We start from the raw sequence: 13,182 nt of genomic DNA, 5'->3' as shown, positions 1-13,182 counted from the left end.
GAATTATTATATAATAGCATCACTAAAAAGGAGAAGTATGCCACGTATTGCAAGTGAAGATTTTTACAATAACGCAATTAAAAAGCATGGACTAACTCCTCAGGGGGTCTGCTGGCTGAGTTTTGCTCATCAACAGATTCGTTTTGATGTTATTTGTGAGCTGCTTCCGGATAATTTAGCCGAGTACTCACTTACAGATGCAGGTTGTGGTTTTAGTGACTTCTATAGCTACCTGCAAAACAATGGTAAGCTTCCAAACAAATACAGAGGTATTGACTCTCTTAATACAATGTGTGCAATAGCAAAGAAAAAAACAGACCAAGAGATACTTCACGCAGATATAACAAACACAGAAGTTCCTGTGAGTGATTATGTTATATGCAGCGGGGCGATGAATGTTTTAACGCCTTTTGAGACAAATCTCTTTATAAACAACTGTTTTACGGCTTCCAAAAAAGCTTTTATCTTCAATATCTTATGCGCAGAAGACAACTCACAAACATATAACTACCTTCCAAAAGAAAAAATTACAGAGATGGCAACAGCACTCAAGGTAAAAAAAGTTCTTCTGCGTGAGGATTATATCAACAACGATATCACTGTAGGATTTTTCAAGTAATGTGTGCAATTTTTGGAATTTTAGGTGAATATGATGATGCACAGGCAAAATATGCTCTTGGCAAACTCTCCCATCGTGGACCTGATTTTTGCGGTATCGAGCGAAGAAAAAATCTTTTTTTTGCACATCAACGCCTCTCTATAACAGATACACACACAAGAAGCCATCAGCCTCTCAAGCACAAAGAGATACTACTCTCTTTCAATGGTGAGATCTATAACTTTAAAGAGCTGAGAGAAGGATTAAACTTTGACTTTCAGACACAGAGTGATTCTGAAGTTATCATAGCCGCTTACCTTAAATGGGGAGTTTCCTTTGTAGAACATCTTCGAGGTATGTTCGCCATAGCCCTGCTCGATGGAGAAAAACTCTACCTTTTTCGTGACAGACTTGGGAAAAAACCACTCTTTTATCTCCAAGAGGGTAACAGTTTTTATTTTGCTTCAGAGATAAAGGCACTCACGCCATTTCTAAAGAAAAAAGAGCTCTCTTATGATGCGCTCTCTTCTTATCTGAGCTATCTTGCCCCTACTGCACCCCACACTTTTTACAAAAAGATTAAAAAACTCGCTCCCTCAGAGATGCTTACAGTAGAGAACAATCACGTTACCGTAAAAACTTACTATGATATCTTAAATACGCAAGCCAATCAAATTCACTCTAAAGAAGAAGCTATCACAAAGCTCACGCAATCTTTAGAAGAGTCTATAGCCTTGCGTCTTGAGAGTGATGCACCTATGGCAGCACTACTTAGTGGAGGCATTGACAGTGCGACACTGAACTTTTATGCAAAAAGATTCGGCAGACCACTTGTCAGCTATACTTTGGGATTTGAAAATTTCGGTAAATATGATGAACGCTCAAACGCTAAAGAGAGTGCAAAACTTTTAGGTATAGAAAATATCCAGATTGAACTGAGCAAAAAAGCGTATATTGACACAATCGACACTGTTTTTGAAACACTTGACGAGCCGCTTAATGACCCGGCAGCCATCCCACTTCATCATCTCTTTTCTCACATTAAAAAAGATGGCTTTCGAGTAGTTCTCAGTGGAGAGGGGAGTGATGAACTCTTTTTGGGCTATAGGCAGTATTTTGAATATCTTGAGATGGAAGCAGCCAAAAAAGTATTTCATAAAAACTGGCTCAAAAAATATTTTCGTTCCAACTTTAGTATGAATCGTGAGTGGGAGTGGTACAAGCGGGCTTTTGAAGGGGAGGTTATCTTTCGAACTTCAAGTGAAAAGTTTACCGATATGCAAAAGAACATCTTAATGAAGAGAAATATTCGTGACGGAGATGGGTTTTTATACCTCAAGCAAATGCGTGAGCGTTTTGAATCTTCATCACATTCTGATGAGTCTATCTGGTTTTCCTATGCAGACCTGCAACACTTTCAGGCAGAGCACTTTCTTGCAAAACTGGATCGTGTCAGTATGGCACACTCCATTGAATCACGTACACCCTTTTTGGACCATAAGTTTGTAGAGCTTCTCTTTAGTGTTGCACCCTCCCTTCGTTACCAAGATGGTATCACAAAAGGGCTACTCAAAGATATGCTCCAGGATAAACTTCCTCCAAATATTCTCTCACGCAAGAAAAAAGGATTCTCAAACCCTTATGGAGAGTATCTCTATAACAGTGGTCGTGTTGCGCTTATAGAAACGGTCAATAAACAAACAGGCATGTTTAAAGAGGAGATTTTACAAGAATACATTCAGCGTGCCCGAAGCGGCAGATTTAAACAACATGTATGGGGCCTTTATGTGCTCTCCCACTGGATAGAAAGAGAACTGCTGTGAAAAATATTGGGGAGAAACACTTCACCTATCTTATGCTGCTTGCAATGTTCTTTTGGGGTGGAGGCTGGACAGCACTCAAAATACTTACCTATAATCTTCCAATGGATGTCATTATATTTTGGCGATTTTTTCTGATGAGTCTGGCATTTTTACCGATTCTCTACTTTATCCGTATCCCATTCAAACTTGATATGCACAGTTTGAAGTATATCTTTGGCAGTTCTGTTTTAAACATCTCCTTTATGATCTCTTCTTTTATGGGTATCAAATATGGTTATGCAGGAGCCGGAAGTGTCATCATTACCACTTTTAGCCCTATCATGACCTTTTTACTTGTGGCCATACTTTTTCGTAAACGACTGCGTACTAAACAATATTTTGGACTTATTTTAGGTTTGATGGGTGGATATATTCTTTTAGAGCTGGGTGATTTTTCACACTTCTTGAGCTCATCAAATCTATACTTTTTACTCTGTGCTACAATATGGGCAGGAGTCACTCTTCTCTCGCAACATTCACAAAAACATATTCACCCTATCCACTACAGTTTTGCCATCTCACTTATTGCTACTATAGTGACATTTTACTATGCAAAAGATTCTGCGCCTCTTAGTGTCTTTCATCAAGGAGTAGAGTTTTGGAGTGCGATGATCTACCTCGCTGTCTTTGGACAAGCCATTGCTACGACTATCTTTTTTATTGCAAGTGGAAAACTAGGGAGTGAGAAAACCAGCTCTTTTATGTTTTTGGTACCACTTTTTGCACTTTTTTCTGCCTGGCTTATCTTGGACGAACCAATGCAGCTGCACATTATCATCGGTGGTGGGGTCTCTATGCTTGCAGTCTACTTTATCAATAAGAAAGAAAATTGACGATAAAATTAACCTGTTTAATGTATTTTTAACATCAATTACTGTAATATTTTTTATAAAATTTGATAATAAAAGGATTATCCATGAAGAAAGTACTTGTTTTAGGTGGTGGATTTGCGGGTGTTGATGCTGCAACATATCTTACAAAAATGGGTTACAATGTTACACTTGTAAGTGACAGAGAGTACTTTTATATCTACCCTACTTCCATCTGGGTTCCAACACGTGAGAGTGAATTCAAAGATGTTTGTGTAGACTTAAAGGAGTTGCAGCGTGCACATGGATTTGAACTTATTATCGATGCGGTAGAGGCTATCTCAAAAGCTGAGAACTCTGTGACCTTAGCAAGTGGTAAAGTACTGAATGATTATGATTATCTCATCATTGGTATCGGTGCATCCAAAATGAAACCAAAGGGTGTAGAAAATACTCTCTCGATCTGTGGTGCACCTGAGCAGGCTCTTGCTATCCGTGATGAAATTGACAAACTTATTGAAAAAGGAAGTGGAAAAATTGCTATGGGATTTGGAGGAAATCCTAAAGACTCCTCCGCAGTACGTGGCGGACCTGGGTTTGAACTGCTTTTTAATGTACACAACCTACTTAAGAAAAAAGGTATCCGTGATAAGTTTGAGTTGACTTTCTTTGCTCCGATGGCAGAACCAGGCAAAAGAATGGGACCACAGGCACTTAAGATGATGGATGTTTTCTTTACAAAACTAGATATTAACAAACACTTTGGCAAAAAGATAGTAGAGTTTGAAAAAGATGGTGTTGTTTTTGAAGATAACAGCAAACTTGAAGCTGACTTTATGATGTTTATCCCTGCAGGTGACGGACATGATGTTATCAAAAATTCAGACCTACCACAAAATGAGGCAGGTTTTGTAAAGACTGATGACACCTCTTGTGTTTTAAACGAAGACGGCACAATGAGCAACATCTATGCTATTGGTGATGTAGCAGCTCTTGAAGGCTATGACTGGAGAGCAAAACAGGGGCATATTGCAGAGGTCATGGCAAAAAATGCGGCCCATAATATTGAGCAACGCGATAGCGGTGGTTCAGATTTTAAAGGTTATAATCAACACCTTAATATTTTGTGTGTTATGGACAGTGGTGATGGTGCTGCTTTTGTTTATAGAGATGAAAAACGTGCTTTTATGTTGCCGATGCCTTTCATCGGACACTGGATGAAAAAAGCATGGGGTCTTTACTGCCGTAACTCCAAATTGGGAAAGATACCAAGAATTCCCGGCATGTAAAAATATATAACATAAATTAATATGTTTCATTTTGTTACAATATCTTCTTTTACCCCCCCCTTAACAAAAAGATATTTATTCAATAAAAATTACCTTAACTATTTGTTATAATGTCTCACTTTTATATAAAGCAGGAAAACATATGGCACTACAAAAAAGTCTCTCGAAACTTGATGCTCCAAAAAACATTACTAATAACGAAAAAGTTTTAGGTGCTAATGACTTTATTATCTCCAAGACAGATACAAAAGGTCGTATAATCTACTGCAATGAAATTTTTGCGAAAATGGCAGGCTACCCTCCTGCTGATTTAGTCGGAGCAAATCACAACCTCATCCGTCACCCTGACATGCCAAAGCTAGCATTTAAACTTGTATGGGATTTGATACAGCAAAAAGATGAATTTTTCGGCTTTGTAAAAAATCTTTGTGCTGATGGAGGGTATTATTGGGTATTTGCCTATATCACAGCAGATGTAGATACACACGGCAACATTGTAAGCTATACATCTGTAAGAAGAAAGATGCCACAATCTGCCATAGATATCATCACTCCTATCTACAAACAACTCCTTGAAGCTGAACATAGCGGCGGTGTAGAGGCATCACAAAAGATACTGGATGAGCTGCTTAAAGAACATCAGCTTGACTATGCAGAATTTATCATAAACTTACAATTAGGAGCTACCTTATGACTCTTTTTTCATTCAATAATAAGAGTACCAATGAAACAGAACTAATGACACAGATAGCTTCTGTACTCAGAGACGTAGAAAATGGCAAGCTCTCTTCGAGAGTTATCCTTGATAAAAAAGAGTCCCCGCTGGAGAAAATTGCCTGGAACATCAATAACTCACTTGATCAGATGGAGGTCATACTGCGTGAGACACGCTATACCATTCAAGCCATCACAGATGGAAAAATGTACAGGCATATGTTCCCTGAAGGACTTCACGGTGAATTTAGCGCAACTGCAAAAGAGATTCAAAAGGCCATTGCTTCTATGAAAGCAAATGAGCGTTACAAACTGATGGGGCTTTTATCAACAGAGTTTAATCAACTCAATGGTGGTATGAAAGGCAACCTTGATATGATTACAGCTGACATCAACAAAACAAAAGATGCTTTTGTAAGAGTAACAGAACTTACTTCTCATGCAACTGAATCAACAAGAGTCAGTTATGAAGCGGTCTCTGCAACAACTCAAGAGATTTCAGAGCTTAACAATCTTGTCGTAGATACAACACAAGCGATTGAGTTGATGGATGAAAATGTCAATGAGATTACCAATGTCGTTAATCTCATCAAAGATATTGCAGACCAGACAAATCTACTTGCACTTAATGCTGCCATCGAAGCTGCACGTGCCGGTGAGCATGGGCGTGGTTTTGCCGTTGTTGCCGATGAAGTACGAAAACTTGCAGAGAGAACAACCAAAGCAACAGGAGAGATTAGTATTACCATCCAAAATCTCCAACAACAATCAAGCGGTATCTCCGAAAATGCTGCAAACATGCGCAGTATCGCAACAAGTGCAAATGAAACAATGGATAACTTCTCTGATACAATGAGTCAGCTTAACGCTGATATGGATGCAACATCAAAAGAGTCCAATAAAAGCAGTTTCGCCCTTTTCCTTGCAAATTACAAAATTCATCACATCATCTTTAAATCAAATGCTTACTCTGCCGTTGTCAACGGTACAGTAACCCAGGAGTTAAAAAAAGATTCTCACCATTGTGGTTTTGGTTCTTGGTACTACAACCAGGGAATGAAAATCTTTGGAGACAACCAAACCTTTAAAAAGATACAAATACATCATGAAGAGTTCCATAATCTTATCAATGAAAATCTTGACTGTGCGCTTAGAGGAGGATGTATGGCAAAAAGTGATTCAAAAGATGAAATTGTCAATAGATTTAAAAAGGCTGAAGAGCACTCCAATATAATGTTTTCTCTTATGGATCAATTAGTAGAAGAGTTAGGTGATAACATCAATATGAGTAATGTTGTAGCCTAAAAAGTTTACTTTTGCGCATTCTTTGCTTCTTGAAGCTTTCGCTTTAGCTTCATCTTTCTCTTTGCAAGTTCGCGCATATCTGCTGTGGTGTCACTCTCATCCATAATCTCGACACCTAAAATTGTCTCAACACAATCTTCAAGTGTTAAAATTCCCTCAGTCTGATCATAATTATCTTTGACTAAAAACATGTGCTCTTTTTTCGATATAAAAAGGTCAAGAGCCTTACTTACCGGTACATTTTCATTGATAGCAAAGATATCTTTTCTTATCTCTTTGAGCGTTGCTTTTTTGTTTTTAAGCAGTTGTTTAAATATTCTTTTTGTCAACACCAAACCGGTTACATCTTCGATACTTTCATTGTAGACAGGAATACGGGAAAATTTAAATATAGATTCCTCTTTTTTCACAACCTCTTCGATAGTCATATTTTCATCGAGTGCAAAAACAACACTTCTTGGTGTTAAAACCTCTGAGACTTTGATATTGTCAAGATTGAGCATATTTTCAATAACATCAGACTCTTTTTCATCAATAACACCCTCATCTTCACTCATCAACATACTCTCGAGTAGCTCTTCTTTTGTAAGTCTATGTGCGTCATCTTTTCCTTTGGAAATTTTATTAGTCACCGCAAGTGTTGTTAAGATAATAGGATAGGTTAACCAGATAAAAATTCTAATAAAATAGGCTGCAAGCGGTGCTAATTTTTTCCAGTAAATTGCACCGATAGTCTTTGGAATGATCTCAGAGAGAAAAAGAATGGCAAATGTCAGTATAACAGAGACAACAACAACCGCATCATTTCCAAAAATTTCTGAAGCCTGAGCCCCAACAGCTGCTGCACCCAAAGTATTTGCAATAGTGTTTAAAATCAAAATAGAAGCAATAGATTTATTGATATTCTCTTTTTGAAGGCGCAATAGTTTACCGATTGATGGTCTCTCTTTTTCCAATACTGCTACATATGACATGTTTATGGAAAGAAGTACTGACTCTAATACCGAACATACAAAAGATATGCCTACAGATAATAGAAAAAATATGAGTAGCAATTCCAAGTTATATCATCCTTATAATAGTATAATTTTTGCAAGCCCTAAAAAGCTGAAAAAACCTACAACATCCGTAACAGTTGTCAAGATGACCGTACTTCCAATGGCAGGGTCAATTTTCAACCATTTTAACACCAATGGGATAACAGCACCAAAAAAACCTGCCATAAAAAGATTTATGATCATTGAGAGTCCAATGACCACACCCAGCATTGGCAAATTAAACCATGTCCAGGCTATCATACCCATCACAAGAGCAAAGATCAGCCCATTCATCAAAGAGATGGCTACTTCTTTTTTGATAGAACGGAATGCATCCCCTTGTGATATCTCACCAAGAGCCAACTGACGTACAACAACTGTCAGTGTCTGCGTTCCTGCATTACCACCCATCGAAGCGACAATAGGCATCAGTACAGCTAAAGCTACCATAGAGTTAATAGTGCTCTCAAATATACCGATGACCAAAGAGGCGGCAATCGCTGTTAAAAGATTGATACCAAGCCAATAGGCACGCTTACGCCCTGCTTTTAGTATATCTTCATCCTCTTCTGCTTCATCATCAACACCGGCTAGATTATACATCTGTTCTGTTGCATGTTCGTTAATTATATCATAGATGTCATCAGAGGTGATACGACCAAGCAAAACACCCTCTTCATTTACGACTGGCATAACAGAAACATCATATTGTTTAAAAAGTTCTACGACCTTTTTGATATCTTCTCTGTCATATGCCTTGATTGGTTCAAAGGACTCATCACTTTTTCCAATGTTCTCTTCTATTGTTTTTGAAAAATCAAAGATGAGTAAATCATCCAAACCTACCGTATAAAGAAGTTTATTATGATCATCAACAATAAAGAGGTTTTGAATATTTTCAAGTTCATTGGCCTTACGAAGACGTGCAAAACGCTTAATGACATCTTGAACAATCTCATCAGCGTGAGCTGTAAAGACTTCAAGCTGCATATAGGCACCAGCTTCATCTTCTTCATATTTTTGAAGCTGTGCTATCTCTTTTTTATCATCTTCAGCAAGTGTTTCAAAAACCTGTGATGCAACATTTTCATCAACATCTTCAAGCTCTTGCATAAACTCTAACTGATCATCAGATTCGAGTTCAGATACAGCTTGAGAGAGCTCATCCACACTTAAATTTTCAACAACATCATCAAAATATCTATCTGGAAGTGCGAGAGCTACATCACCAACAAGCTCTTTTGGAACGATTTTGATGGCTTGACTAAATTTACCATCATCCATTCCTCGTAAAATATTGGCGATTTCAGAAGGATGCATCTCACTGACATCGTGAGATGCTATATAGTTTTTAATTTCTTTCATGAGCGAAATTATAGCAGATAATAGCTATACTTTTGCTACTTTACTATGATTCATCATTTATCATATTTTGTAAGCTTGTTATAGCGGATCATACTGCGAAGCTCTTTCACATACGCATCGCCTCTTTCAGAATAATGCTTTAAGCCTTTAATAATTTCTGTAACGGGTTTGCCCTCATAGTTCATTTGTTTGAATGCTTTATAGCGTAGTGAAGATGAAAGCATAAAGTAGTACTGTCTGATTGCCTCATCAAGGTTGTCAAACTTTCTGACCCAGATCGTTCGCTTTCCACGTTTTTGCGATGCTGCGATTCTCTTTTGTTTCGAACTCGTACTCCAGACACCAAAGATATTGTTGGCTTCACGAAAAAATCGAGATGTACCCCATGCACTCTCCATGGCAGCCTGCGCCAAAGCTATACTCATAGGATGCGGCTTTAAAGCAATAAGAAGTTCTTTATCCGTTTTTACTTTATACTTCTTTTTCAGAGCTGCGATTTTTTCTTGATTTGTGTGGTTTTGTAGATCTTTTTTTACTTCAAGATACTGTTTTTGCAACTCTTTGTGCACATGTTCAATCGGTGGTACCAAAAGAGCAAAAAACCGCTTTTTCTTCTCTTGGACACTCATGTTTTTTGGTACTACATTAACAGAATAATGCTGCTGTTTTGCGAAACAGTTTGTCACTGTTAAACTACTCAAAAGCAGTAAAGCTGTCAATAAAATTTTCATTTTCTTCCTTTAAATTATAATAATGTAAAAAGATAGCCTGAAGAAGTTTTTTTAACTTTGTACTGATAGTACCCATCCAACTCTATAACGACACGATAATAGCCTTTATGCGTTCCCACTCTGATCTTTTTAAATAAAGAGTGTTTGATACTCTTCACATAACTTCCTATATCTGTCTCACGTTTAAAGTCACAAACTATCCTATGTGGTTTTGTCAGTAAAAAATCTCGTAACAACTTCTCTTTTGTTACTACATTTAGCTTTTTCCCATATGCATAAAATGTTATAAAATTTAATGATACAATTTTTTTGTACTGTGCTTTCTTAGGAGCAGGTCTCTTCTTTTTCTTTACAATGACAGATTGTTTACCTTCAGTAGAAGGTTCATAATAACTTTGAGAGATAAAGAGCGGCAGATGCCAATCCACTGCATTATGCAGCTGAATCTTTTTCGTTGCGATTGAGCCGTCAAGGTTTTTATACTCTACAGTAACACTCTCCAATATTCTTGCAGTAGAAGGAAATGTCAATGTAGCACGTTTGAGTGGTGGTGCTTTTTCAATCTTGCTCGATGTTAAGGGAATATTTTCTGCCGTATCAATCGGAAAAAATGGATTTTCTCTCGCAAATAAAAAAAGAGGAAGAAAAAGAAGGGCTAAAAAGAGTCTTATCATATAAAACACCTGTTTTTTGTAAACATTATAGCAAATTTATATGATTATTGTGCAGAAATTTCTTTCAATTCAAAATACTCACGCTGTAGTTCTGCATTCTCATTTTTGAGTCGTACAACTTCATCTTGAAGATAATTCTCATAGTCTTGCAGACCAAAAAGAACCTCTAGTGAATTTGTTCCATAAAAAATTATACCCAGATAGATCCCAAACAGGACTATCAAAATGAACAAAAGAAAAAACTTTTTAAGAGAAAGTCCCAAGTATCGCTGAGTTATACTCTCCTCGGTATCAATCTCTTCGTAAAGCTCCTCTTTGTTCATAAACTTCTCTTAGTTAAAAAGAGCAGATCCTAAATATTCACCATAGACTACTTCATTTTCAATCTCTAAAAGACGGTTATATTTTGCGGTTCTCTCACCACGTGCAGTTGAGCCTGTTTTGATCTCACCACAGTTAAGAGCAACTGCAAAATCTGCAATGAAAGCATCTTCACTCTCACCGGAGCGGTGACTCATAACACATTTGTAACCATTTCTCTGTGCAAGGCGAACAGTAAGCATTGTCTCAGAGACTGAACCAATTTGATTTGGTTTGATAAGAATCGCATTTGCAATTCCTTTTTGAATACCTTCATTTAAGATATTTGCATTTGTAACAAAAAGATCATCTCCAACAATTTGGATTTTATCTCCAAGCTTCTCAGTCATGAGTTTAAATCCATCCCAATCATCTTCACTCAGGCCGTCTTCAATAGATACTATCGGATATTTCGCACATAAATCTTCATAATAAGCAACAAGTTCAGCTGATGATACCGTACGATTTTCACTATCAAGTCTGTAGCCACCTTCAGTTACAAGTTCACTCGCAGCAACATCAAGTGCGATTGCAATCTGCTCACCAGGCTTGTATCCAGCTTTTTCAATTGCTTCCATTATGATTTGAATAGGCTCTTCGTTTGAACTTAGATCTGGTGCAAAACCACCCTCATCACCAAGCGCCGTATTGTGTTTTTTTGCTTTTAAAATAGCTTTTAGATTGTGATAAACTTCAGCAGAAGCACGAAGAGACTCTGCAAAATCTTCAAAACCTACAGGCATGATCATATATTCTTGAAAATCAACAGAGTTATCAGCGTGGCTTCCACCATTGATAATATTGAGCATTGGTGTTGGCATAACCATTGCATTCGCACCACCTAGGTAACGGTAAAGTGGTACACCAAGACTTTGTGCTGCAGCACGTGCAACTGCCATAGAAACACCTAGAACTGCATTAGCACCTAACTTTCCATAGTTTTGTGTTCCATCGAGTTCTTTCATCATACCGTCAATGACAGCTTGGTTAAACGGACTCATACCGATGAGTGCATCAGAGATAATACTGTTTACATTCTCAACAGCCTGAAGCACACCTTTTCCCATATAGCGATTACCACCATCACGAAGCTCTAATGCCTCACGCTTACCGGTACTTGCCCCTGAAGGAACGATTGCACTTGCTATTGTCCCATCACTCAAAGTCACTGTTGCTTTTACTGTTGGATTACCACGAGAATCCATTACTTCTATCGCACTTACGTTATCTATAAACATATATCTGCCTTCATAAAATAAATTGCCGTATTTTAACCAAATTCAATTAAAAATTTGTTTAGCTATTTCTCTTCTAGACATCCGCTTCAGCAATTTCTGAAGTATCCATGGTCATTAAAGAGCTAATCCCCATGGCCTGTTTGATTTTTTCTTCAATCTCATTTGCAAGTTCTGGTTCATCTTTGAACTTCGCTTTGACATTTTCACGTCCCTGTCCAAGCTTTGTCTCGCCATAACTAAACCAGGCACCGCTTTTATCAACGATATCGAGTTTTACACCATAATCAACAAGTTCACCCTCTTTTGAGATTCCCTCACCAAACATAATATCAAACTCAGCTTGACGAAATGGTGGAGCTACTTTGTTTTTAATCACTTTAGCTTTTACACGGTTACCAATCTGGCTCTCACCCTGTTTTAGGGATGCAATACGACGCACATCAATACGTACAGAGGCATAAAACTTCAGAGCATTACCGCCTGTTGTCGTCTCCGGAGAGCCATATCCCATCATACCGATTTTCATACGAATCTGATTGATAAAAATTACTGTACAGTTCATTTTGTTAAGCACACCTGTAAGTTTACGCAGTGCTTTTGACATCAAACGCGCCTGTACACCTACTTGCTGGTCATTCATTTCACCTTCAAGCTCAACCTTTGGAGTCAGTGCAGCAACAGAGTCAATCACAATTAAATCAATCGCACCACTACGCGCAATTGTCTCAACTATATCAAGTGCCTGCTCACCATAGTCAGGTTGCGAAACCAAAAGATTATCGATATCTACGCCAAGATTTTTTGCATACACAACGTCTAAAGCATGCTCCGCATCGATAAAGGCACACACCCCACCCTGTTTTTGACACTCTGCTGTTATCTGAAGCGCAAGTGTTGTTTTCCCTGAAGACTCCGGCCCATAAATCTCTACAACTCTTCCTTGTGGTACACCACCAATTCCAAGAGCCAAGTCTAAGCCAAGAGATCCTGTTGAGATTGACTGAATCGGTTCAATCTCTTTATCTCCCAAGCGCATTAAAGCACCTTTTCCAAAGGCCTTATCTATCTGCTTAATAGCCAAGTCTAATGATTTTTGTTTGTTTGCATCCATTTTGGACTCACTTATTATGAAATTTGGAGTAATTGTAGGTAAAAAAATCCTACCTATTCAAAAATATGTCATTTTGCCATATTTTTAAA

General features: G+C 37.8%; 13 protein-coding genes and 1 pseudogene. 7 read left to right on the top strand and 7 right to left on the bottom strand.

The window, feature by feature from the left end:
• Window positions 1-37 precede the first annotated feature (37 nt).
• The 7 genes and pseudogenes from ES948_RS01820 (at window position 38) to ES948_RS11215 (ending at window position 6,577) form a co-directional block, all read left to right on the top strand.
• On the top strand, window positions 38-619 hold the full coding sequence (locus tag ES948_RS01820; protein WP_152183218.1) for a class I SAM-dependent methyltransferase: 582 nt from the start codon (window positions 38-40) through the stop codon (window positions 617-619).
• Window positions 619-2,421, top strand: coding sequence for an asparagine synthase (glutamine-hydrolyzing) (gene asnB / locus ES948_RS01815; protein ID WP_152183217.1), 1,803 nt, complete (start codon window positions 619-621; stop codon window positions 2,419-2,421). Before ES948_RS01820 ends, asnB begins: the two co-directional genes overlap by 1 nt.
• Window positions 2,418-3,293, top strand: coding sequence for a DMT family transporter (locus tag ES948_RS01810; RefSeq protein ID WP_246153798.1), 876 nt, complete (start codon window positions 2,418-2,420; stop codon window positions 3,291-3,293). Before asnB ends, ES948_RS01810 begins: the two co-directional genes overlap by 4 nt.
• Window positions 3,294-3,376: 83 nt before the next feature.
• A complete protein-coding gene (locus tag ES948_RS01805) occupies window positions 3,377-4,558 on the top strand; it encodes an NAD(P)/FAD-dependent oxidoreductase (protein WP_152183216.1) in 1,182 nt (393 codons plus the stop codon).
• Window positions 4,559-4,700: 142 nt separating this feature from the next.
• Window positions 4,701-5,252, top strand: coding sequence for a PAS domain-containing protein (locus ES948_RS01800; RefSeq protein WP_152183215.1), 552 nt, complete (start codon window positions 4,701-4,703; stop codon window positions 5,250-5,252).
• A pseudogene (locus ES948_RS11220) lies at window positions 5,249-6,097 on the top strand (methyl-accepting chemotaxis protein); the annotation flags it as partial. The gene ES948_RS01800 and the pseudogene ES948_RS11220, both read left to right, overlap by 4 nt.
• Window positions 6,071-6,577, top strand: a complete 507-nt coding sequence (locus tag ES948_RS11215) for a CZB domain-containing protein (RefSeq protein WP_425505064.1) — start codon at window positions 6,071-6,073, stop codon at window positions 6,575-6,577. The pseudogene ES948_RS11220 and the gene ES948_RS11215, both read left to right, overlap by 27 nt.
• 5 nt (window positions 6,578-6,582) lie before the next feature.
• Here ES948_RS11215 and ES948_RS01790 read toward each other — a convergent pair whose 3' ends face one another.
• The 7 genes from ES948_RS01790 to recA all read right to left on the bottom strand — a co-directional run bounded on the left by ES948_RS01790 (window position 6,583) and on the right by recA (window position 13,093).
• Window positions 6,583-7,632, bottom strand: coding sequence for a hemolysin family protein (locus ES948_RS01790; RefSeq protein ID WP_246153801.1), 1,050 nt, complete (start codon window positions 7,630-7,632; stop codon window positions 6,583-6,585).
• An 18-nt stretch (window positions 7,633-7,650) separates the two neighbouring features.
• On the bottom strand, window positions 7,651-8,991 hold the full coding sequence (mgtE, locus tag ES948_RS01785; protein ID WP_343029868.1) for a magnesium transporter: 1,341 nt from the start codon (window positions 8,989-8,991) through the stop codon (window positions 7,651-7,653).
• 41 nt (window positions 8,992-9,032) lie between these two features.
• Window positions 9,033-9,710: a glucosaminidase domain-containing protein gene (locus tag ES948_RS01780; protein ID WP_152183211.1), complete on the bottom strand. Its 678-nt coding sequence runs from the start codon at window positions 9,708-9,710 to the stop codon at window positions 9,033-9,035.
• 14 nt (window positions 9,711-9,724) lie between these two features.
• On the bottom strand, window positions 9,725-10,384 hold the full coding sequence (locus ES948_RS01775; protein ID WP_152183210.1) for an AMIN domain-containing protein: 660 nt from the start codon (window positions 10,382-10,384) through the stop codon (window positions 9,725-9,727).
• 44 nt (window positions 10,385-10,428) lie between these two features.
• Window positions 10,429-10,707 carry a hypothetical protein gene (locus ES948_RS01770; protein ID WP_152183209.1) on the bottom strand — a complete coding sequence of 93 codons (279 nt, stop codon included), beginning with the start codon at window positions 10,705-10,707 and terminating at the stop codon, window positions 10,429-10,431.
• Between the two features lie 9 nt (window positions 10,708-10,716).
• Entirely contained in the window at window positions 10,717-11,982 is a 1,266-nt protein-coding gene (gene eno, locus ES948_RS01765) for a phosphopyruvate hydratase (RefSeq protein ID WP_152183208.1), read from the bottom strand.
• 73 nt (window positions 11,983-12,055) lie between these two features.
• Window positions 12,056-13,093 carry a recombinase RecA gene (gene recA, locus ES948_RS01760; protein WP_152183207.1) on the bottom strand — a complete coding sequence of 346 codons (1,038 nt, stop codon included), beginning with the start codon at window positions 13,091-13,093 and terminating at the stop codon, window positions 12,056-12,058.
• Between the last annotated feature and the right edge of the window lie 89 nt (window positions 13,094-13,182).

Origin of the sequence: Sulfurimonas indica (genome assembly GCF_009192995.1) — a bacterium.
GTDB lineage: Bacteria > Campylobacterota > Campylobacteria > Campylobacterales > Sulfurimonadaceae > Sulfurimonas > Sulfurimonas indica.
The sequence above is the reverse complement of the archived record's forward strand: the minus strand, read 5'-3'. Positions and strand labels throughout refer to the sequence as shown.

Coding starts and splice junctions, on each gene's coding strand:
- ES948_RS01820 (WP_152183218.1), top strand. CDS start 38: ATGCCACGTATTGCAAGTGAAGATTTTTACAATAACGCAATTAAAAAG.
- ES948_RS01805 (WP_152183216.1), top strand. CDS start 3,377: ATGAAGAAAGTACTTGTTTTAGGTGGTGGATTTGCGGGTGTTGATGCT.
- eno (WP_152183208.1), bottom strand. CDS start 11,982: ATGTTTATAGATAACGTAAGTGCGATAGAAGTAATGGATTCTCGTGGT.
- ES948_RS01770 (WP_152183209.1), bottom strand. CDS start 10,707: ATGAACAAAGAGGAGCTTTACGAAGAGATTGATACCGAGGAGAGTATA.
- ES948_RS11215 (WP_425505064.1), top strand. CDS start 6,071: ATGCGCAGTATCGCAACAAGTGCAAATGAAACAATGGATAACTTCTCT.
- ES948_RS01800 (WP_152183215.1), top strand. CDS start 4,701: ATGGCACTACAAAAAAGTCTCTCGAAACTTGATGCTCCAAAAAACATT.
- asnB (WP_152183217.1), top strand. CDS start 619: ATGTGTGCAATTTTTGGAATTTTAGGTGAATATGATGATGCACAGGCA.
- ES948_RS01775 (WP_152183210.1), bottom strand. CDS start 10,384: ATGATAAGACTCTTTTTAGCCCTTCTTTTTCTTCCTCTTTTTTTATTT.
- recA (WP_152183207.1), bottom strand. CDS start 13,093: ATGGATGCAAACAAACAAAAATCATTAGACTTGGCTATTAAGCAGATA.
- ES948_RS01780 (WP_152183211.1), bottom strand. CDS start 9,710: ATGAAAATTTTATTGACAGCTTTACTGCTTTTGAGTAGTTTAACAGTG.